The sequence below is a fragment of the Nonomuraea gerenzanensis genome (assembly GCF_020215645.1).
Lineage (GTDB): Bacteria > Actinomycetota > Actinomycetes > Streptosporangiales > Streptosporangiaceae > Nonomuraea > Nonomuraea gerenzanensis.
In genome coordinates, this window is the sequence record NZ_CP084058.1 from 5,082,963 (window position 1) to 5,102,512 (window position 19,550).

Annotated in this window: 26 protein-coding genes; 14 read left to right on the plus strand and 12 right to left on the minus strand. The window is 73.3% G+C overall.

What is annotated here, in order from left to right; translation table 11 throughout:
- The first annotated feature begins 80 nt into the window (after nt 1-80).
- From LCN96_RS23850 to LCN96_RS23870, 5 genes are all read left to right on the plus strand, one after another.
- On the plus strand, nt 81-596 hold the full coding sequence (locus tag LCN96_RS23850; RefSeq protein ID WP_225275095.1) for an RNA polymerase sigma factor: 516 nt from the start codon (nt 81-83) through the stop codon (nt 594-596).
- Nucleotides 593-1,768: a TolB family protein gene (locus LCN96_RS23855; RefSeq protein WP_225275096.1), complete on the plus strand. Its 1,176-nt coding sequence runs from the start codon at nt 593-595 to the stop codon at nt 1,766-1,768. Before LCN96_RS23850 ends, LCN96_RS23855 begins: the two co-directional genes overlap by 4 nt.
- 145 nt (nt 1,769-1,913) lie before the next feature.
- Nucleotides 1,914-2,528 carry a VOC family protein gene (locus LCN96_RS23860; protein WP_225275097.1) on the plus strand — a complete coding sequence of 205 codons (615 nt, stop codon included), beginning with the start codon at nt 1,914-1,916 and terminating at the stop codon, nt 2,526-2,528.
- A gap of 25 nt (nt 2,529-2,553) precedes the next feature.
- Entirely contained in the window at nt 2,554-3,018 is a 465-nt protein-coding gene (locus LCN96_RS23865; RefSeq protein WP_225275098.1) for a helix-turn-helix transcriptional regulator, read from the plus strand.
- Between the two features lie 4 nt (nt 3,019-3,022).
- The gene (locus LCN96_RS23870) at nt 3,023-3,433 is read left to right on the plus strand and encodes a VOC family protein (RefSeq protein ID WP_225275099.1); all 411 of its coding nucleotides are present in this window, start codon (nt 3,023-3,025) and stop codon (nt 3,431-3,433) included.
- A 59-nt stretch (nt 3,434-3,492) separates the two neighbouring features.
- Here the strand turns inward: LCN96_RS23870 and LCN96_RS23875 are convergent, their stop codons facing one another.
- Nucleotides 3,493-3,846 (minus strand): winged helix-turn-helix transcriptional regulator, encoded by a 354-nt coding sequence (locus LCN96_RS23875; protein ID WP_318528359.1) that lies wholly within the window; start codon nt 3,844-3,846, stop codon nt 3,493-3,495.
- A gap of 111 nt (nt 3,847-3,957) precedes the next feature.
- Here LCN96_RS23875 and LCN96_RS23880 point away from each other — a divergent pair, with 111 nt between their 5' ends.
- Nucleotides 3,958-4,842, plus strand: coding sequence for an NAD(P)-dependent oxidoreductase (locus LCN96_RS23880; RefSeq protein ID WP_225275100.1), 885 nt, complete (start codon nt 3,958-3,960; stop codon nt 4,840-4,842).
- 180 nt (nt 4,843-5,022) lie between these two features.
- Here the strand turns inward: LCN96_RS23880 and LCN96_RS23885 are convergent, their stop codons facing one another.
- The gene (locus LCN96_RS23885) at nt 5,023-5,862 is read right to left on the minus strand and encodes an oxidoreductase (RefSeq protein ID WP_225275101.1); all 840 of its coding nucleotides are present in this window, start codon (nt 5,860-5,862) and stop codon (nt 5,023-5,025) included.
- Between the two features lie 102 nt (nt 5,863-5,964).
- On the opposite strand from LCN96_RS23885, the gene LCN96_RS23890 reads away from it, so the two are divergent.
- Nucleotides 5,965-6,546, plus strand: a complete 582-nt coding sequence (locus LCN96_RS23890; RefSeq protein WP_225275102.1) for a TetR family transcriptional regulator — start codon at nt 5,965-5,967, stop codon at nt 6,544-6,546.
- A gap of 139 nt (nt 6,547-6,685) precedes the next feature.
- Nucleotides 6,686-7,090, plus strand: coding sequence for a YybH family protein (locus LCN96_RS23895; RefSeq protein ID WP_225275103.1), 405 nt, complete (start codon nt 6,686-6,688; stop codon nt 7,088-7,090).
- Between the two features lie 117 nt (nt 7,091-7,207).
- Here LCN96_RS23895 and LCN96_RS23900 read toward each other — a convergent pair whose 3' ends face one another.
- Nucleotides 7,208-8,674 carry an MFS transporter gene (locus tag LCN96_RS23900; protein WP_225275104.1) on the minus strand — a complete coding sequence of 489 codons (1,467 nt, stop codon included), beginning with the start codon at nt 8,672-8,674 and terminating at the stop codon, nt 7,208-7,210.
- 65 nt (nt 8,675-8,739) lie between these two features.
- Here LCN96_RS23900 and LCN96_RS23905 point away from each other — a divergent pair, with 65 nt between their 5' ends.
- Both LCN96_RS23905 and LCN96_RS23910 read left to right on the plus strand, forming a co-directional pair.
- Nucleotides 8,740-9,750 carry a helix-turn-helix transcriptional regulator gene (locus tag LCN96_RS23905; RefSeq protein ID WP_263657509.1) on the plus strand — a complete coding sequence of 337 codons (1,011 nt, stop codon included), beginning with the start codon at nt 8,740-8,742 and terminating at the stop codon, nt 9,748-9,750.
- A gap of 111 nt (nt 9,751-9,861) precedes the next feature.
- Nucleotides 9,862-10,722: a helix-turn-helix transcriptional regulator gene (locus LCN96_RS23910; RefSeq protein WP_225275105.1), complete on the plus strand. Its 861-nt coding sequence runs from the start codon at nt 9,862-9,864 to the stop codon at nt 10,720-10,722.
- On the opposite strand, the gene LCN96_RS23915 is transcribed toward LCN96_RS23910, so the two are convergent.
- Both LCN96_RS23915 and LCN96_RS23920 read right to left on the minus strand, forming a co-directional pair.
- Nucleotides 10,691-11,344, minus strand: a complete 654-nt coding sequence (locus tag LCN96_RS23915) for a class I SAM-dependent methyltransferase (protein WP_225275106.1) — start codon at nt 11,342-11,344, stop codon at nt 10,691-10,693. The genes LCN96_RS23910 and LCN96_RS23915 overlap by 32 nt on opposite strands.
- A 132-nt stretch (nt 11,345-11,476) precedes the next feature.
- On the minus strand, nt 11,477-12,391 hold the full coding sequence (locus LCN96_RS23920) for an NmrA family NAD(P)-binding protein (protein WP_225275107.1): 915 nt from the start codon (nt 12,389-12,391) through the stop codon (nt 11,477-11,479).
- Nucleotides 12,392-12,452: 61 nt separating this feature from the next.
- Between LCN96_RS23920 and LCN96_RS23925 the strand changes: the two genes are divergently transcribed.
- Nucleotides 12,453-12,824, plus strand: coding sequence for a MerR family transcriptional regulator (locus LCN96_RS23925; protein WP_225275108.1), 372 nt, complete (start codon nt 12,453-12,455; stop codon nt 12,822-12,824).
- Between the two features lie 35 nt (nt 12,825-12,859).
- Here LCN96_RS23925 and LCN96_RS23930 read toward each other — a convergent pair whose 3' ends face one another.
- Nucleotides 12,860-13,690: a maleylpyruvate isomerase family mycothiol-dependent enzyme gene (locus tag LCN96_RS23930; protein WP_225275109.1), complete on the minus strand. Its 831-nt coding sequence runs from the start codon at nt 13,688-13,690 to the stop codon at nt 12,860-12,862.
- Nucleotides 13,691-13,837: 147 nt separating this feature from the next.
- Here LCN96_RS23930 and LCN96_RS23935 point away from each other — a divergent pair, with 147 nt between their 5' ends.
- Entirely contained in the window at nt 13,838-14,602 is a 765-nt protein-coding gene (locus tag LCN96_RS23935) for a sulfite exporter TauE/SafE family protein (protein WP_397351937.1), read from the plus strand.
- Here LCN96_RS23935 and LCN96_RS23940 read toward each other — a convergent pair.
- The 3 genes from LCN96_RS23940 to LCN96_RS23950 are packed head-to-tail and all read right to left on the minus strand — an operon-like array spanning nt 14,599 to nt 16,467.
- Nucleotides 14,599-14,811, minus strand: a complete 213-nt coding sequence (locus LCN96_RS23940; protein WP_225275110.1) for a hypothetical protein — start codon at nt 14,809-14,811, stop codon at nt 14,599-14,601. The genes LCN96_RS23935 and LCN96_RS23940 overlap by 4 nt on opposite strands.
- Before the next feature lie 29 nt (nt 14,812-14,840).
- Nucleotides 14,841-15,455: a LysE family translocator gene (locus LCN96_RS23945; protein WP_225275111.1), complete on the minus strand. Its 615-nt coding sequence runs from the start codon at nt 15,453-15,455 to the stop codon at nt 14,841-14,843.
- Nucleotides 15,456-15,498: 43 nt separating this feature from the next.
- Nucleotides 15,499-16,467 (minus strand): helix-turn-helix transcriptional regulator, encoded by a 969-nt coding sequence (locus LCN96_RS23950; protein ID WP_225275112.1) that lies wholly within the window; start codon nt 16,465-16,467, stop codon nt 15,499-15,501.
- 44 nt (nt 16,468-16,511) lie between these two features.
- Between LCN96_RS23950 and LCN96_RS23955 the strand changes: the two genes are divergently transcribed.
- Nucleotides 16,512-17,264: a DeoR/GlpR family DNA-binding transcription regulator gene (locus LCN96_RS23955; protein ID WP_225275113.1), complete on the plus strand. Its 753-nt coding sequence runs from the start codon at nt 16,512-16,514 to the stop codon at nt 17,262-17,264.
- Nucleotides 17,261-18,403 carry an MFS transporter gene (locus LCN96_RS23960; protein WP_225275114.1) on the plus strand — a complete coding sequence of 381 codons (1,143 nt, stop codon included), beginning with the start codon at nt 17,261-17,263 and terminating at the stop codon, nt 18,401-18,403. Before LCN96_RS23955 ends, LCN96_RS23960 begins: the two co-directional genes overlap by 4 nt.
- A gap of 5 nt (nt 18,404-18,408) precedes the next feature.
- On the opposite strand, the gene LCN96_RS23965 is transcribed toward LCN96_RS23960, so the two are convergent.
- Genes LCN96_RS23965 through LCN96_RS23975 form a run of 3 tightly spaced genes read right to left on the minus strand, consistent with a single transcriptional unit; the run spans nt 18,409 to nt 19,546 of the window.
- Nucleotides 18,409-18,768, minus strand: coding sequence for a hypothetical protein (locus tag LCN96_RS23965; protein WP_225275115.1), 360 nt, complete (start codon nt 18,766-18,768; stop codon nt 18,409-18,411).
- Nucleotides 18,765-19,205: an SRPBCC domain-containing protein gene (locus LCN96_RS23970; protein WP_225275116.1), complete on the minus strand. Its 441-nt coding sequence runs from the start codon at nt 19,203-19,205 to the stop codon at nt 18,765-18,767. Before LCN96_RS23970 ends, LCN96_RS23965 begins: the two co-directional genes overlap by 4 nt.
- Complete coding sequence (locus tag LCN96_RS23975; RefSeq protein WP_225275117.1) at nt 19,202-19,546, minus strand: ArsR/SmtB family transcription factor; 345 nt, start codon at nt 19,544-19,546, stop codon at nt 19,202-19,204. Before LCN96_RS23975 ends, LCN96_RS23970 begins: the two co-directional genes overlap by 4 nt.
- Nucleotides 19,547-19,550 lie beyond the last annotated feature (4 nt).

Here is a 19,550-nt window from a genome sequence, read left to right on the forward strand (position 1 = left end):
ACGATGATGACCGCTTCCGGCGCGAGAACTCATCGGTGCCCGGCAAGCAGCGGATCGGGGACGGCGCGCGTTCCTAGGTCATGAACAGTGAGACAGCCGCTCGCGCGCCGGCGGAGCCGGGGACGGTGCTGGCGGAGCTGTACCGCGAGCACTGGCTCGCCCTGGTCCGCCTGGCCGTGCTGCTCGTCGGCGACCGGGAGAGCGCCGAGGACGTCGTCCAGGACGTCTTCTCCCGGCTGCACGGCAAGCGCCCCGGCGCGCTGAGCCTGGCCTACGTGCGCGTCTGCGTGCTGAACGCCTCCCGCTCGGTGCTGCGCAGGCGCGGCGTGGCCCGGCGGGCCACGCCGCCCGGCCGGGCGGACGAGCCCATGGACTCGGCGGAGACGGCCGCGCTGCTGGGGGAGTCGCGGCAGGAGATGTTGTCCGCGCTGAGCCGGCTGCCCAGGCGGCAGCGCGAGGTCCTCGTGCTGCGTTACTACCTCGACCTGTCCGACGCCGACATCGCGCGGGCGACCCGCGTCAGAGAGAGCACCGTGCGGTCCACCGCCTCCAGGGCCCTGGACCGCCTCCAGCGTGAACTGGGAGGCCAGGCATGACGGGCATCGAGGAACGGCTCAGGGACGCGCTGGCCGCCAAGGCCGGGACGGTGCACGACGACGGCCGGCCGCGTGCCCTGCCCGCACCGCCCCCTCGGCCGGCCTTCGCCCGCCGGTGGGCTCCTGCGGCGGTGGCGGTGGCCATCGTGGTCGTGGTGGCGGCCACCTTCGTGGCCACCCGCTCGGTCTCGCCGCTGCCGGCCGTGCGGCCCACCCCGTACGTCGGCCCCTTCGCGCCGCCGGTCGAGCAGGTGTGGCCGGACGCCGTGCACGAGATCCCGACCACGGCACCGGGGAAGCGGGCGTTCAAGCCCGACGTGTTCGTCTCCGCCCGGGTCGTGGTGGGGCGGGGGCTCACCAGGAACCGGTCGGACGGCATCTGGTCCTACGACCTGGACCGGCGCCGGTTCACCCGGATCGCGACCCTGGTCAACAGGTTCATCACCAACGAGCCGGTGGTCTTCGGCGACGGGTACGTCGCCTGGTCGGCGCTGCGCGACCGCAAGCTGGAGATCTGGGCCGTGCCGGTCACCGGCGGCGTGCCCCGCCGCCTGGCCGCGGTCCCCGCCACGATCACCAGCGACAACGAGATCATCGGGGCGCACGGCCTGGCCGTCGCCGACGGCGCCGTGGTGTGGTCCCCGGAGGAGGGCGGCGTCTACCGGCTCCCGCTGAAGGGCGGCACGCCCACCCTGATCAGCGGGACGCGCGGCTTCTACCTGGTCGAATGGCCCTGGGCCGGCCAGCCGCGCGCCGACCGCGCGGTGGATCACCCCATCCCGCGGCCGATGGAGCACCTCAGGAACGTGCTGACCGGCCAGACCAGGGCCGTCACCCCGCCCGCGGGGCGGACGTCGTGGGCCGCCTGCGGGGTCACGTGGTGCGCCGACAACGTCGAGGCCTGGAAGCGCGACGGCACCGGCCGCCGTGCCCTCCCAGGGCAGGCGGGGGGCGACCTGTACTCGGGCCGCTACGTCCTGCTCCACCAGCGTGACGCCACCGGAGCGGGGGCCGCGGCCGTGCACGACGTCGCGACGGGGCGTACCGGGCTGCTGTTCCGCACCCCGACGCGCCGGGGGGACAAGGCGCCTCCCACCCTGCACCTGCAACAGGGCATGTTCTGGTACCAGACGGGACGCGGCACGCAGGTCCTGATCCGCCTCGTGCGATGAGGCACGGCGTGTCATGGTGACGGCATGGCCGATCGGCAGCCGGGGCGACCCGCGGAGCCTGGCCGCCTCGGCCCGGGGATGGGGCGGCCGTACCGATCAGGAATCGAGAAGCGCAGGTCATGCACCCCCGCGTAGCGTCTTCGCCATGACCTCCATCGACTCCGTCACCCTCGAGGTGGCCGACACCGACGCGGCCCGCAGCTTCTACACCGCCGCCTTCGACCTCGACTCGCACCTGAACCTGCAGCCCTCCGACGCCCCGACGAGCGGCTTCCGCGGTTTCACGCTGTCGCTCACCGTGTCCCAGCCGAGCACCGTCGACAGCCTCGTCGGCACCGCCCTGGAGGCCGGCGCCACGGCGCTGAAGCCGCCCACCAAGTCGCTGTGGGGCTACGGCGGCGTCGTCCGGTCGCCGGACGGGACGATCTGGAACATCGCCACCTCCTCGAAGAAGGAGACCGGCCCCGCCACCCGCGCGTTCGACAGCTTCGTCCTGCTGCTGGGCGTCTCGGACGTGGCCGCGAGCAAGCGGTTCTACCAGGAGCGCGGCCTGACCGTCAGCAAGAGCTTCGGCCGTACCTACGCCGAGTTCGACACCGGGTCGAGCCCCGTCAAGCTGGCCGTCTACCGCCGCCGCGCCCTCGCCAAGTCCGCCGGCGTCCCCGAGGACGGCAGCGGGTCGCACCGGCTCGTCATCAGCGGCGACCTCGGGCCCTGCGTCGACCCGGACGGGTTCGCCTGGGAGACCCCGTCCAACTGATCACACCCCCCGAAAGGAACCACCCATGTGTCACCCCTCCTGGGGCCGGGCGCTCACCACGGCGCACCACCTGAGCGACCTGGCGCGGCTGCGGCGCGTGCGTGACCGCATCGACCGGGAGTACGCGCAGCCGCTGGACGTCGAGGCGCTGGCCCGCGGCGTGCACATGTCGGCCGGTCACCTCAGCCGCGAGTTCCGGCGCGCCTACGGCGAGTCGCCGTACGCGTACCTGATGACGCGCCGCATCGAGCGCGCGATGGCGCTGCTGTGCCGGGCCGACCTCAGCGTCACCGAGGTGTGCTTCGCGGTCGGCTGCTCGTCGCTGGGCACCTTCAGCACCCGCTTCACCGAGCTGGTCGGCGTGCCGCCCAGCGTCTACCGGCGCCAGGCGGCCGGGGCCACCGCGGGCATGCCGTCCTGCGTGGTCAAGCAGGTGACCCGGCCGATCAGACGGCATGCGGCGCGCGCCGCGGAACCGCAGCTAACGTGAGGGCATGGACATCACCATTCACACCGCATCCCTCCCGCACGACAACCCGGACGCGTCCCTGGCGTTCTACCGCGACGCCCTCGGCTTCGAGGTGCGCAGCGACGTCGGCCGCGGCACGATGCGCTGGATCACGGTCGGCCCGCCCGGCCAGCCCGGCACCTCCATCCTCCTGGCGCCGCCGGCCGCCGACCCCGGCATCACCGACGACGAGCGCCGCGTCATCGCCGAGATGATGGCCAAGGGCACCTACGGCTGGATCCTGCTGGCCACCGCCGACCTCGACGGCACGTTCGAGAAGGTGCAGGGTGCCGGGGCCGAGGTCGTCCAGGAGCCGATGGAGCAGCCGTACGGGGTGCGCGACTGCGCCTTCCGCGACCCGGCGGGCAATTTGGTGCGTATCCAGGAGGTGCGCTGAGCCACCCCGCCGGCCGGCCGCCAGCGGGTCGTCCGGGCCGCCCGTCGATCCGCTCCCGTTCAGCCGAGGTCGTCCCACGGGATGGCCTCGATGCGTTCGAGGTGCTCCTCACCCCACTCGCCCAGCGGGGCCATCGCGTTGTTGAGCGAGTGGCCGAACGCGGTGAGCGAGTACTCCACCTTCGGTGGCACCTGGTGATACACCTCGCGGTGCAGCAGGCCGGTGGCCTCCATCTCGCGCAGCTGCGTGATCAGCACCCGCTCGCTGATGCCGGGGACCGCGCGCCGCAGCTCCCCGAACCGCACGGGGCCGTCCTGCAGTGCGAAGAGGATCAGCCCCTTCCACTTGCCTCCCATGACGGCGATGGCGGCGTCGAGCCCGCACGTGAACGTGCGCTTCTTCGTCTCCTCCACCGTCCCATACTGACATTTTCCTCAGTACCCGACAAAATAGTAGGTACTTGAGCATAAGTGCGTACTCCAGCCAGCATGGGCGAAACACCTCCCCCTGACTGGAGTACACATATGACACCGGTAACCGTCATCGGCCTGGGCTCCATGGGCACGGCCCTGGCCACGGCCTTCGTCCGGGCCGGACACCCGACCACCGTCTGGAACCGGACGCCCGCCAAGGCCGAGCCCCTCGTCGCGCTCGGCGCCCGGCAGGCGCGGACCGTCGAGGACGCGGTGACGGCGAGCCCGCTCATCGTCACCTGCCTGACCACCTTCGACGACACCCGGACGGCGCTCGGCCCGGCCGCCGCGGCCCTGCGCGGGCGGGCCCTGGTCACCCTCAACAGCGGCTCACCGGCGGGCGCCCGCGAGACGGCGGCCTGGGCCGCCGGCCTCGGCGCCCGCTTCCTGGCCGGAGCGGTCAAGAACGTGCCCGCGGCCGTGGGGGCGCCGGACACCCTGCTCTACTACAGCGGTGACCAGGACGTCTTCGCGCAGTTCGCGGCGACGCTGAGGGTGCTGGGCGGGGACACCGTCCACCTCGGCACGCAGAGCGACCTCGCCGCCCTGTACGAGATGGCCGTGGGCGCCATGCTGCTGCCCGCCCTCGCCGGTTTCTTCCAGGGCGCCGCCGCCGTTCAGGCGCGCGGGCTGGAGGCGGGCACGATGGTGCGGTTCGCCGGCAAGTGGCTGGACATGATCAAGTCCCTGCTGCCGGTCTACGCCGACGAGATCGACCGCGGCGACTACACCGACGCCGCCTCCTCCGTGAACCTCTTCCTCGCCGGCGTCGCCCACGACGCGGAGCTGGGCGCGGAGACGGGCGTCGACACGGCCTGGCTCGCCCCGCTGCACGACCTGGTGGCGCGGGCGGCGGCGGCGGGCCACGGCGAGCACAGCATCTCGGCGCTCACCGAGGTGCTCAGGCAGCCGGCTGTGACCGCCCTGCCGCGGTGACAGGCGGCCTCACAGACCTCCGCCGTCACGCCGGCTCGTAGGTCCACAGTCGCGACCGTCCGAATCTCGCGTTCATCCAGCATCGACACCTCCAGACCGCTGACATGCGCTCATCGGCCCGGCGAAGGCGGCGCCCGCTCTCACCGGCGTGTCTCACCTCGATGAGGCAACGCGGGCACGCTACTCGCCGGGAGGAAAGTCGGCGGAGCGGCTCACCTCGGCCCACTGCTCGGCCTCCGCGGCGCGGGCCTTGGACGAGCGGTCGGCCATCTCGACCGCCCCGGCCCCGAGCAGCAGCCGCAGCGGCGGCTCGGCGAGCTCCACGACGTCGGCGATGATCTTCGCGGCGCGGTCCGGGTCCCCGGCCCAGGTGTCCACGGTGGACTCGCGGTACCGGTCCATCTCGCCGACCGTCTGGTCGTAGTCGGCGTGGCTGGGCAGCGTCGTCATGGAAGAGCCGCCCCAGTCGGTACGGAAGCCGCCGGGCTCGATGATCGTGACCTTGACGCCCAGCGGCTTGACCTCGGCGTTCAGCACCTCGGAGAAGCCTTCGACGGCGAACTTGGCGCTCTGGTAAGCGCTCATCCCCGGCGACCCGCCCACGCGCCCGCCGATGGAGGAGAACTGCACGAAGTGCCCGGAGCGCTGCTGTCGCAGCACGGGCAGGGCCGCCTTCGTGACGTTGACGACGCCGTACAGGTTCGTCTCCAGCTGGCGGCGGAACTCCTCGTCCGGCATGTCCTCGATGGAGGCGCTGGTGGCGTAGCCGGCGTTGTTGACCACGACGTCGAGCCGACCGAACGTCTCCGTCGCGGCCCGCACGGCGGCGCGCGCGGCCTGCGCGTCGGTGACGTCGAGGGCGAAGGGCCGCACGCGGTCGCCGTAGCGCCCGACGAGGTCGTCGAGCTGCTCGGGACGGCGGGCGGTGGCCAGGACCCGCTGCCCGCGCTCGAGCACCTCGCGGGCCAGGGACAGGCCGAAGCCGCGGGAGCTGCCGGTGATGAGCCAGACCTTGCTCATGGGGAACGCCTCACTTCTACTTCTAACTAAACAGTCAGTTATAAGCATGCGGCGACGTCCGCCCGCTGTCAACTGAACAGTTAGTTGGTTATCCTGGGGCGCATGACCGACGACCCGCGCCCGCCCCGCATCAGAGACGCCGAGGCCACCAGGGCCCGCCTGCTCCAGGCGGCCACGGACGAGTTCGCCGCCCACGGCATCGCCGGCGCCCGCGTGGACCGCATCGGTGCCGCCGCCAAGGTCAACAAGGCGCTCATCTACACCCACTTCGGCAACAAGGAGCAGCTCTTCGACGCGGTCATGGACACGCACGTGGCCCGCGTGCTCGACCAGGTCCCCTTCACCCCCGACGACCTGCCCGGCTACGCCGGCCGCCTCTACGACTTCCTGCTCGCCAACCCCCGCCAGCTCCGCCTGGCCACCTGGCACCGCCTCGAACGTGCCGGCCACGACCCGCAGGGCCTGCGCGCCTCGATGCGCCAGAAGGCGGAGTCCGTCGCCGAGGCGCAGGCGGGCGGGCGGCTCCCCGGCGACTTCTCGCCGCAGGATCTGCTGGTGTTCACGCTGGCCTTGGTCAACGCCTGGATGCCGGTCAGCCCCCTGGTCACCGCCGACACGCCGCAGGACCACGAACGGCACCGCGCCGCCGTGGTCGAGGCCGTACGCCGGCTGACCTCCGGCTGACCTCCGGCTGACCTCCGGCTGACCTCCGGCTGGTCTCCGCCGCCTCACATTCCCGGCGGCTGCGGCGTCGTAGGCGTGAGACCACAAGGGGCCGTCGCCGGGTGAGCCGGCGCGGCCGGACTTCATACGGAGGTTCGCGATGACCGCTGGCTACACCGAGCTCCAGGCGCTCCTGGACAGCCGGGCCGACGCCTGCCAGAAGAAGGACGTCGACCAGCTGATGTCCTGCTACTCGCCCGACGTCGTCTACTACGACGTCGTCCCGCCTCTCCAGTTCACCGGCGCCGACCAGGTCCGGCGCAACTTCGTGCGGTGGTTCGGCGAGTACGACGGCCCGATCGCGCTGGAGACCCACGACCTGTCCATCGCCGCGGACGCGGACGTGGCGTTCGTGCACATGCTGCACCTGGACACCGGGACGCTGAAGGACGGCTCCGAGCGTTCGGTCTGGGTGCGGTCGACGGTCGGCTGCCGGCGCTCGGGCGGCGCGTGGCTGATCACGCACGAGCACATCTCCGTGCCGATCGACGTCCCCAACCTCTGACGGACCGGGCGCGTCCGGCACGGTGGCCGGCCCCGTCCGGGCGCGCCCGTCCGGCAGCTCTACGGAGGAAGGACGGACGGGCTCGCCGACCGGTCAGCCGCTCACGTCACAGGCGCGCTACCCGGCGGGCTCGGCTGCGGTTCTGGGGAGCGCGAGCATCACGAGTGCCGTGACCAGATAGAGCGCGGCGGAGGCGATCAGGACGACGCCCAGCGCGTGACCGTAGCCGGGCAGCCCCGGCGCTGTGCCGGCTGAGCCGGTGACGGTGGTGAAGAAGATCGTGCCCAGAACGGCGATGCCGGCGGCGCCGCCGATCTGGCTGACGGTGGACAGGACCCCGCCCGCCGCGCCCGCGTTGCGTGCGGGGACGCCCGCGAGGACGACGTTGACGAGAACGGGCGCGGCGAGCCCGAGCCCGAGGCCGCCGATGAGCAGGGCGAGGGCGAGGAGCCAGTACCCGGGATCGTCGCCGTCCTTGACGGCGGCCCACAGGACGAGCTGAGCCGCCGCGATGGTGAGCGAGCCGGTGACCAGGAGCGCTCTGCCCGCCTTGGCGGCCAGTGCGACGCCGAGGCCGGAGGTGATGATGGAGCCGAGCGCGTACGGGAGGATCACCAGGCCGGTCTCCCACGCGGTCCGCCCGGTGCCGTTCTGGAGGTAGATCGAGAGGGTGAGGAAGTACGGCCCGATGCCGCCGAAGAAGAGCACCGAGGCGCCCAGGCCGACCGCGAAGGCGCGGATCCTCAGCAGGGCCGGGTCGAAGACGGGCTCCTCGCCGCGTGCGGCGAGGCGACGCTCGTGGGCGAGGAAGAGCGCGAGCACGATGATCCCGGCCGACAAGAGACCATAGCCGGCCCAGGTCCAGCCCCAGGTCTCGGTCTGGATGATCGGCAGGAGCAGGAGAAGAATGCCCGTGGCCGCGAGGAGCGCGCCCGGCAGGTCCAGGCGCGCGGTCGAGGCTGAGCGGGACTCCGGCAGCACCTTCGCCCCCAGGACGAGCGCCAGGATCGAGACCGGCACGTTGATCCAGAAGATCGTGCGCCAGCCCAGGCCGAGCAGGTCGAGGTCGACGAGCAGCCCGCCCAGCAGCGGGCCGGCGACCGAGGCGAGGCCCTGCACCGCGCCGTAGGCGCCGAACGCCCTGGCCCGCTCGGCCGGCGAGAAGGAGGCCCGGATGATCCCGAACACCTGCGGGACCATGATCCCGGCGGTCAGCCCCTGCCCGGCCCGCATGCCGATGAGCATCCCCGGATCGACGGCCAGCGCGCACAGCGCCGAGGTGACCATGAACCCGGCCAGCCCGGCGATGAACAGCCGCTTGCGGCCGTACTGATCGCCGAGCCGGCCACCGGTGATCAGGCCCGCCCCCAGGGCGAGGGTGTAGGCGGCGATGGTCCACTGGATCTGAGCGTCGTCCGCGCCCAGATCGCGGGCTATCGCCGGAGCCGCGACGGTGACGATCGTCGCGTCGAGAAGGTCCATGAAGGAGCCGAAGAGCACCACCAGCAGCGCCATCGTGGCGCTGGGTGCGGGAGCCGGCTCAGTGGTGCGGGTGCCCTTCCGTGGGCTCGGGGAATCGGTCATGGCGGACACCATCGCGGGCCTAGTTGCCACCGAGTGACCGCTTCCGGTGGAAGAATCGGGCCATCATGGCTGCTACCTCCGCGCGGGCGCTCAAACTGCTGTCGATCTTCGGGATCGGCGCGACCCTGACCGCCGAGGAGCTCGCCACCCGGCTCGGAACGTCGGTGCGGACCGTGCGCCGCGACATCGACACGCTCCGGGACCTCGGCTACGAGATCGGGGCCGTCCGCGGCGCGGGCGGGGGATACCGGCTCGGCCGCGCCACCCGCCTGCCGCCGGTCGTCTTCGACGAGGACCAGGCCGTCGCCACGGCCGTCGCGCTCCAGACCGTGCCGGCGGTCCTGTCCGGCATCCGCGAGAACGCGGCCCGCGCACTCGCCACCCTGCACCAGGCGATGCCCGCGCGCAGCCGCTCGCACGCCGAGGCGTTCACCGTCTCCTCGGCACGCAACTACTGGGAGTTCCCCGCGCCACCGATCGACGCCGAGACCGTCCGTGCCGTCGGCAGCGCGATCAACCGGCGGCACCTCGTACGCGTGGACTACGCCGGTGACGGCGAGCCCGTCACGCTCACGCTGGAGCCGCACGACCTCGTGGTCTGGGCCGCACGCTGGTACCTGGTCGCCTTCGACCCGGATGCCGGCCGGTGGCGTGCGATGCGCGTGGACCGCTGCCGACCGCACCCGCCCACGCACGCCTCCTTCGCCCGGCGTGACATCCCGCACGGCGATCCCGTCGCCTTCGTCATGAGCGCGCCCGACCGCGGCGACGCCGCCGCCGACTGGCCGTGCCGCGGCTCAGCCGTCCTCGCGCTGCCCGCCTCCACGGTCGCCAGATTCGCCCCGGGCGGATCGACAGTCGAGTACGACACCGAGACCACGTGCCGGCTCACCCTCGGCGCCTGGTCATGGCCAGGACTGGCAGGGCTGCTCCTCACCTTCGACGCCGACCTCACCGGCATCGAGCCGGCCGAGCTCAGGCAAGCCCTGCACTCCGTGCACACCCGGATCAGCAGGGGCCTCTCCAGCGGGCAACCGGAGGAGCGCCAGGACCGGGCAGCCGCGCCCGGCCCATGACCGGGCCACCTGGCCGAGCCGCATCCGGCCGTGTCTGACGCCGCGGTGGGGGGATCAGCGATCCCTGGCTGCGGGCCGGGAGCACCGGCCGGCGGCGAACATAATGGGCGTATGGATCGAGCAGCACTGGCGGACTTCCTGCGCCGCCGCCGCGAGGCCCTGCGCCCCGAGGACGTCGGGCTGCCCCCGGGCGCCCGCCGCCGGGCCCCCGGCCTGCGGCGGGAGGAGGTGGCCTCCCTCGCCGTGATGTCGGCCGACTACTACACCCGCCTGGAGCAGCAGCGCGGCCCGCAGCCCAGCGTGCAGCTGCTCGCCTCGCTGGCCAGGGCGCTGCGGCTGACCGGCGACGAGCGCGACTACCTCTTCCAGGTCGCCGGGCACAACGCCCCGGCCTCCACGACGGACGCGACGCACGTCGCCCCCGCCCTGCTGCGCGTGCTCGACCGGCTCGACGACACCCCGGCGCTCATCCTGTCCGACCTGGGCGAGACGCTCGTGCAGAACCGGATGGCCCAGGCCCTGTTCGGCGACAGATCCGGATACACCGGGCACGCCCGCACCGAGATCTACCGCTGGTTCACCGACCCGGCCGAGCGGCTGCGCTACCCGGAGGACGACCGCGACCGGCAGAGCCGCGCCCTGGTCGCGAACCTGCGCGCCGCCCACGGGACCAGGGGCCCGCAGTCGCGCGCGGGCGAGCTGGTCCGGGCGCTGCGGAAGGTGAGCGCCGAGTTCGCCGAGCTGTGGGACCGGCACGAGGTGGCCAAGCGCTTCGAGGACCACAAGATCCTCATCCATCCCGAGCTGGGCGGGATCGAGCTGGACTGCCAGGTGCTGTTCACCGAGGACCAGTCACAGGCGCTGCTCGTGCTCACCGCTCCGCCGCGCACCGAGGGCCACGAGAAGCTGCGCCTGCTCGCCGTCCTGGGTCAGCAGCGCTTCACGGAACGGCGGGACGCGGCGAGCCGGTGACGTCCCCGGCCGCCGCCCGCACCCGGGGCCGGCGAGCCACGTACACGACCGCGGGCGGTACGTTGCGCCAGACCGTCGTGCTCGTCACGACCTCCTCGAACGCCGATCGCAGGTCCCCGGCCAGCCGCCTGGCCGGGGCGGCCCAGCGCGTCCAGGTGTAGGCGAACTGCGTGTAGACCCCGGCGGGCGACAGGACCCCGGCCACCGACTCGACCAGCGGCGGCCGGCCGGCGTAGGCGATCCACGGCAGGCCGCTGACCACGACGTCCACCGGCCCGACGCCCAGCCCGGCGAGCAGCCGCGGCAGGTGCACGGCGTCGTCGCAGACCACCTCCACACCGGGGTGGGCGCGCGAGAGCCCGGCGGCGAACCTGTCGTTCAGCTCGACCACGACGTGCCTGCCCCGGCCGCCCAGCCGCCGCTGCAGGGCGGCGGTGAAGGCGCCCGTCCCCGCGCCCAGCTCGACCACCACCGGCTCGCCGCGCTCGGGGACGCCCACCGTCATCTGCGCCGCCAGGCTCGCCGAGCTGGGCAGCACCGCCGCCGTGCGCAGCGGCGACCTGATGAACTCCCGCAGGAACCGGCCGCCGCCGAAGGCCTGGCTCCGCTGGCCGGTCGTCACGCTGCTGCCTCCCGAGGTCCGCTCCGCTGCCGCGCTGGAGATTCTCGCGCCCGACGATGGCGCGCGGATGGCCGGGACATGAATCGTCGGGCCTGGCTCGGCGCCCGTCGTCGAGCCAGGCCCTGGCGTCGATCATCGGGCCCGGCTCAGCGCCTCCCCGGTGTCGAACAGCTCGCGGTGCCGCTGGACGAACGCCCGCAGGGTGGTCGCGGGCCGTCCGGTGACCTGTTCGATGTGGCCGGTGACCGGCGGGTCGGTCAGGGTGCCGTTCCTGGTGCGCTCGAAGACGTTGCGGACGCAGGCCAGATAGACGGGGTCGCCGCCCGCGGCGGTCATGCGCCGGTAGAACTCCTCGGGCTCGGCCGGCTCGTACCGCCACGGCCGCCCGGTCACCTCGCCCAGCAGGGCGGCGACCTCGTGCAGGGACGCGGACTCGGCGGCCAGCTCGTACGCCTGCCCCGCGTGCGCAGCCGGATCGCGCAGCACCGCGGCGGCCACGGCGGCGATGTCGGCGACGTCCACCCAGCTGGGCCGCCCGTCGCCGACCCAGTGCCTCAGCACGCCCGGCTCCGCGACGCCGAGCCCCAGGGTCTGCATGAACGCGGACGGGCGCAGGTGCGTGTGACCGAGCCCGGAACGTTCGAGGTAGGCCTCGACGAGCTGGTGCCAGGCGAAGTGCACGATCGTGGTGTCGGGGGCCGCGTTCACCCCCACGTGCACCACGTGAGCGGCGCCAGCGGCGCGGGCCGCGTCCACGGCGGCCTTGGACTGGGCGAGCATCCTGACGTCGTAGCCGGTGAGCAGGAAGACCCGCTCGGCGCCGTCGAACACCGGCAGGACGGCGCCCAGCCCGCCGGTCTCCGCCTCGTCGAGGTCCAGGTGCCGCACCTCGATCCCGCGTTCGCGCAGCCTGCGGGCGCTCTCGGGGCGGCGGGCGGTGGCGACGAGCCGGATGCGGCCCGCCTGGTGGTCGGGGACGAGTCGGTCGACGAGCGCGGTGCCGATGGCGCCGCCCGCGCCCACGACCAGTACGGAAGTGGGTTCCATGCCGCGAAGGTAAACCGTCACGCCCGCGTGAGGGTCAAGCCGGTTGCCTAGGATCGCACGTATGCGCATCGGTGAGCTGGCGCGGCGGGCCGGGGTGAGCGTCCGGGCACTGCGCTACTACGAGGAGCAGAAGCTGCTGGTCCCCGCGCGGTCCGCGAACGGCTACCGCGACTACGACGAGCAGGCCGTCGCCGTCGTGGGCCGGATCCGCCTGCTGTACGCGGCGGGCCTGGCCAGCGCGGCCGTCGCCGAGCTGCTGCCCGCAGCCTGCGGCGACGCCCGGGGCGTCACGGTGCCGGGGGAGCTGACGGGGGAGCTGGAGCAGGCGCGGGCGCGGCTGGTCGGCGAGATCCGGCAGCGGCAGGCCTCGCTCGACGTGCTCGAACGGCTGCTGGCGAGCGCCTGCTACGCCGACGCCCGCAGTTCCGGCTAGGCGACGACGGCTCACGCCGAAGCCCTGCGATCGGGTCAGGCGACGACGGCCAGCAGGGTCGTCATGGCCGCGGTGAGCTCCGGATCGCCGCTCACCTCGGCCCGCGCCCGCGCCTCCTCGACGCCGATGCCCCTGGACGCCAGCCGCCAGAACGTGTCCTGATCCATCGAGACGGACGCTGCGGGCCGGCCATGAGGCTCGGCCATCCGCCACCGGCCCGCCCGCCACGCCGCGCTCCACCGCCCACCGGCCGGCCCGCGCACCTCCAGGACGACCGCCGTGCCCTCGGGACGGTCGTGCGCCCGCAGGGTGAAGGGCAGGGCCTGGGCGAAGACGGCGAGCACCGGCGCCATCAGCTCGGGCTCCGTCGCCCCAGGCCGGGCAACCGCGTCGCGTACCTGCTGCTGATGGACCCAGAACTCGGTGTACTCGCGGCCGACGTCGAGCCAGCAGGGGCTGACGACGTCGGTGGCCGCCCAGGACACGTTCAGCCCGGCGGGCGCCTCCAGGTCGTGGGCCGCCCAGACCGCGTCGAGCTGCGGCCCCAGGTGCTCCAGCAGCTCGATCTGCAGGCGCGCGCTGAGCTGGCGGCCCGCCCTGACGAACTCCTCGTTGGTACGGGCGAGGTAGGCGGGCAGCGTCTCGTCGTCGGCGAAGACGGCGCCGGAATGCCCGTCGCGGGCACCGGACAGGCGCCGCATGTAGTCGTTGAGCACGTGCGAGACGACGTCGTGCACGTCCCAGCCGGGGCAGACCGTCGCCCTGGACCAGTCGGCCGGCGCCAGGTCGCGCAGCAGGCCGAGCAACGCCTGCCGCTCGCGCGGGAACAGGGGCCTGACATCGATGACCGGGCCGAAGATCGACATGTCCCCGACCTTACCGAAGCCCCGGGGCCTGGGAAAACGAATATCCCGTGCCCCTGCGGCGGCTGAGGACAGGGGGCGGCAAAGCAACTAAAGCCCGACTTATACACTCATGACGGTTTTATCGGGGGAAGTTCGGGGGAGTGGCGCGTGCCGCTGGATCAGATCCTCGTGTTGCTGGTCGCGGCGGCAGGAGCGGGCTGGGTGGACGCCGTCGTGGGCGGCGGCGGGCTGCTGCAACTGCCCGCCATCCTCATGACCGGCATGCCGACGGTCGAGGCGATGGCCACCAACAAGTTCTCCTCGGTGTTCGGCACCACCTCCGCCGCCGTCGCCTACGCCCGTTCCACCAAGGTGGACCGGCAGGTGGCGATCCCCGGAGCGGCGCTGGCCGTGCTCTGCGCAGGGCTGGGCGCGTGGGCGGCGGCGTCCATCTCGGCCGAGGTGCTGCGGCCGGCCGTCATGGTGGTGCTGCTGGCCGTGGCCGCCTTCGTGACGCTGCGGCCGGCGCTGGGCGCCGTGCCCGTGCCGCACCTGCGTACCCGGCCCCGGGTGCTCGCGGCGGTGGCGGCGGCGGGCGTGGTGATCGCCTTCTACGACGGGATCATGGGGCCGGGGACCGGGACGTTCCTCATCATCGCCTTCACCACCATCCTCGGGCTCGACTTCGTCTCCGCCTCCGCCTCGGCGAAGATCATCAACATCGGGACGAACGTCGGCGCGCTCATGGTGTTCGGCGCGCAGGGGCACGTGAACTGGGCGCTCGGGCTCGGCATGGCGGTGTGCAACGTGGCGGGCGCCCAGTTCGGCGCGCGGACGGCGCTGAAGCGGGGCGCCTCCTTCGTGCGCATCGTGCTGCTGTGCGTGGTGATCGCGATGGTCATCAGGCTGGGCTGGCAGCACTTCGCCGGCTAACGGCGGCCGTACTTCTTGTGCGCCGCCTGCTTGCTGACCCCGATGGCGTCGGCGATCTGGGCCCAGGCCAGCCCCGCCACCCGGGCCCGCCGGACCTGGACCGCCTCCAGGCGCTCGATCTCACGGCGCAGCGCGGCCGTGGCGTGCAGTGCCAGCAGCGGATCGTCGTCCTGCGCCTGTCTCATGAGGGTCGCCAGGTCGTCTGTCATGCGTCAAAGGTAATCGAGCCGCGAGGCGCTCAGCGCGACTCCACCACCATCCGCACGCCCAGCCCGACGAGGACCACGCCGGAGATCTGCTCCAGCCGCCGCTTGACGCCCGGCCGGCCCAGCCAGGACTTGGCCCGGTCGACGGCCCAGATGAGCAGCCCGTACCAGAGCAGATCGACCAGCACCCACACGACGGCCAGCGTCACGAGCGTCAGCGGCACGTTCTGCCCGGCGGGCACGAACTGCGGCAGGAACGACATCGCGAACACCGCCGCCTTCGGGTTGGCCAGGCAGGTGCCCACCCCGGCCAGGTACGGCCCGCGCCAGCCGGCGATCACCTGCCCCTCGGGCTCGGGCGGCGCACTCCGGCGGGCCTGCCACAGCGCCTGCGCGCCCATCGCGAGCAGCAGCACCGCGCCGGTCACGCGCATGATGTCGTAGGCCACCTGCGAGGCGACCAGCAGGGCCGACAGGCCGAACGCGGCGGCCAGCCCCCACAGCAGGATGCCGGTCTCGTTGCCGAGCGTGGCGGCCAGCCCGGAGCCCCGGCCGGCGCGCAGGGTCTGGCGCAGGATGATCGCGGTGCTGACGCCGGGCACCATGGCGACCAGGACGCACGCGCCGATGAAAGCGAGAAGATACATGCCGGGATGCTGACAGAACGGCGCCGCGATCTCTCCTGGTTTTTCAGCCGTAGAGCTTGGCGAGCTCGGCGGCCGTCTCGGCCATCAGGGCGCGCAGCTCCGGCGGCTCCAGCACCTCCACGTCGGCGCCCATGCGCAGCAGCAGCCAGCGCGAGTGGTTGATCGACTCGACCGGCAGGGTCAGCGTCACCCACCCCTCGGGGTCGGGCTCTGCGGCGGCCAGCGCGGCCCCCACGACGTCGGCGCCCATGGTGTACGCGAGCAGGTCGCTCCGCCCGGGTGCCAGCTTGATGACCACCTCGGCGGTGTACATCCGCTCGCGGAACTCCTTGGCGTACCGGTGCCAGAACTCGCCCAGGTCGAACCCCTCGGGCGGCGCGAACCGCCCCGGCAGCGTCTCCAGCGTGAGGATCCGCGCCACCCGGTACGTACGCGGCGTCCCGTCCGGCGGCGCCGCGACGAGGTACCAGGAGCCGCCCTTGAGCACCAGCCCGAGGGGGTGGATCACGCGGTCCACCTCCTGCCGGCCCCAGCGCCGGTAGGTCATGTGCAGGGGCCGCTGGTCCCACACCGCCTCGGCGACCTCGCTCAGATGCGGCACGTCGTCGCCCGACCGGTACCAGCCCGGCACGTCCAGCAGGAACCGCTCGCGCATCCGGGAGGCGTGCGAGCGCGGCTCCGGCGGCAGCGCGGCCAGCAGCTTCAGCTCGGCGTTGGCCGCCACCTCGGCCAGCCCCAGCTCGGCCGCCGGCCCCGGCAGCCCGGCCAGGAAGAGCGAGGACGCCTCCTCGGCCGTCAGCCCGTTGAGCCGGGTGCGGTAGCCGTCGAGGAGCTGGTAGCCGCCCGCCGGACCGCGATCGGCGTAGACCGGGACGCCGGCCGCCGACAGGGCCTCGACGTCGCGGTACACGGTGCGTACCGACACCTCCAGCTCGGCCGCGAGCTCGGGGGCGGTCATGCGACCTCGGGTCTGAAGGAGCAGGAGCAGGGAGAGCAGGCGGCTGGCGCGCATAATTCACATTGTATTGCGCACATATGTCATGTTTGTATGAACACATGGAACGTGTGCGAGCCATCATGAACACCTTGCGTACCCACGACAGCGTGTCCGTGGCCGAGCTGGCGGCCGAGCACGGCGTGTCGGAGATGACGATCAGGCGCGACCTGGACGAGCTGGCCCAGCAGGGGGTGGTGCGGCGGGTCAGGGGCGGCGCGCTGTCGCTGCTGCTGCGCGGCGAGGAGCCGCCGTTCGGGGTGCGCGAGCGGGAGGCGGTGGAGGTCAAGCGGCGCATCGGCGAGGAGACGGCCGCGCTGATCGCCGACGGCGAGGCGGTGGTGCTCGACGGCGGCACGACCGCGCTGGAGGTGGCCCGCGCGCTGGCCGACCGCCGGGTGACGGTGCTGCCGCTGGCGCTGCAGCCGGTGATGCTGCTGGCCGCCGCGCCGCGCGTACGCCTGGTGCTGCCCGGCGGCGAGGTGCGCAAGGGCGAGCTGAACGTGATGGGCCCGCTCACCCAGAGCTCGATCGGGGCGCTGCGCTTCGACACGGCGGTGATCGGCTGCTGCGGCCTGTCCGCCGAGCACGGCCTGACCGCGCACGACCTGCCCGAGGTGGCGGTCAAGCAGGCGGCCATCGCCGCCGCCCGCCGCGTGGTCGTGGTGTGCGACTCGGGCAAGTTCGCGCGTACGGCGTTCGGCGCGGTGTGCCCGATCGGGCGGCTGGACGTGGTGGTGACCGACCCCGGCATCCCGCCGGAGGAACGCGACGCGCTGATCGCGGCCGGGGTGACGGTCAAGGAGGCCGGGTGAGCCGCGAGCGGGTGGCCGTCTGCCTGCTGTTCTTCCTGTCGGGCACGGCCATCGGCACGTGGACGGCCCGCATCCCCGCCATCAAGGAGCGGCTGGGCCTCGGCGACGGTCAGCTCAGCCTCGCGCTGCTCGCCGTGGCGGCCGGGGCGGTCATCGGCATGACGGCCGTCGGCCGCCTGGTGGACCGGTACGGCAGCGGCCGGGCCGTGATCCCGGCGGCCCTGGCCCAGGGTGCGGTGCTGGTGCCGCCCGCGTACGCGCCGGACCTGGTCACGCTGTCGGTGACGCTGCTGGTGTTCGGGATCGTGCACGGGATCCTCGACGTGGCCATGAACGCCAACGCCGTCGAGGTGGAGCGGGCCCACGGGCGGCCGATCATGTCGTCGTTCCACGCCGTCTACAGCGTGGGCGGCTTCGCGGGGGCCACGGCCGGCGGGCTGTTCGCGCACGGCGGCCTGTCGGCGGCGGTCACGTTCTGGGCGGTGGGGGCGGTGATCGCGGTGCTGGCCGCGTGGGCGGCGCGCTGGGCGCTGCGGTCCGAGCCCGCGCGGGAGAGCCTCACGCGGGGCGGAGCGGGACGGCCTCGGGGGATCGTGTTCCTGGGGGTGCTGGCCTTCTGCTGCCTGGTGGGCGAGGGGGCCGCGGCCGACTGGAGCTCGGTCTACCTGCGCGAGGACCTCGCGGCCTCGCCGGGCCTCGCCGCCGCCGGGTACGCGGCCTTCTCCCTCATGATGACGGCGGGGCGGCTGGCCGGGGACCGGCTCGCCGCCCGCCTCGGGCCCGTCACGCTGGTGCGCTGGTGCGGGCTCCTGGCTGCGGCGGGGCTCGGCTTGGCGCTGCTGGGCGGGCACCAGGTGGCCGGGGTGGTCGGGTTCGGGTGCTTCGGGGCGGGGCTGTCGTGCATCGTGCCGCAGGTGTTCTCGGCCGCGGGGCATCGGGATCCCGCGTTCGCGGGGCGGGCGTTGGCCCGGGTGGCCTCGATCGGGTATCTGGGGATGTTGTCGGGGCCGGTGTTCATCGGGGGTGTGGCCGAGCTGACCGGGTTGCCGCGTGCGCTGGCCATACCGGCGCTGCTGGCCGCGTTCGTCGCCCTCACGGCCACGGCGCTGCGCGTCCGCGTCAAGGAGACGGCGGGGTAGCCGGATCACTGCCCGCGTGGTTCGTGCGCGGCCGGATCGCCGCCCGGGCGGCCCTCCCGCTCCCGCCTGGCCCGTTCGCGCGCCCGCGCCAGCGCCACCTCCCGGGCCAGCGCCTCCCGGGCGGCCTCGATCTCCTCCTCTGTCGGCCCGGCCGCGGTCTCGGGCTCCGTCGCCCACCGCACCCGCTCCAGCTCCGCCGCCGCATCCCCATCGGCGCGCGTGCCCCGCCAGCTCGCGTCGGGCCGCCACTCACGCCGCCGCCGCGCGGCCTCCTGCTCCCGCTCCCGCATCGCCCGCGCCGCCTGCCGGGACGACAACGCCAGCCACTGCCGGGCCAGCGCCGCCCACTGTTGCGAGCTCGTCATCCGGCCTCCCGACCTTGCGCACCCTGCCACTGCCCGGCGAACCAGCCCAGCGCGATGTTCCACGAATAGCCGCGCCTGATCCGCCCCGCCACGTCAGGGGGCAGCGTGTCCAGACCGCGGTGCTCCAGCACCACCTCGGTGCCGCCCTCGACGGCGCTGAAGGCGACCTCGATCTCCATCTCGCCGTCGTTGAGCAGATCGGCCCAGACCAGGCGGCGCGGCGGCTCCCAGGCCAGGATCCTGCCGGTGTCGACGTGCCCGCCGTCGGACCACAGCTCGCGCAGGTAACCGTCCTCGAACCGGATGCCGACCGCCCGTGCCGGATCGACCCAGCTGTGGCGGCCCCGCACGTACCAGGCGTCGATCTCGTCGGTGAAGACCCGGAACGCGGTGGCCGGGTCGATGGGCACGGTGACGCTGGCTCGTACGGAGCTCACCGGGTGCGCTCCACGTGCTCCTTGAACGAGCCGAGCTGCTCGGCCCAGAACGCCTGCACCTGGTCCAGCCACGACTGCAACGCCGTGAACGGCTGCTGTCGCAGCGTGTAGAGGCGCAGCCGGGCGTCGGCCCCGCCCGCCTCGGCCCGTACGAGGCCGCTCGCACGCAGCACGCGCAGGTGCCTGCTGAGCGCCGGCGCGCTCATCTGGACGGCCTGCGCGAGCTCCCCGGCCGGGCGCGGGCCCTCGCGCAGCAGGTCGATCACCTTGCGGCGGGTCGGGTCGGCGAGCGCCGCCAGGGTGGCGTCGATGTCGTTGACGTCGGTGTCGATGGTTGCCAACTTC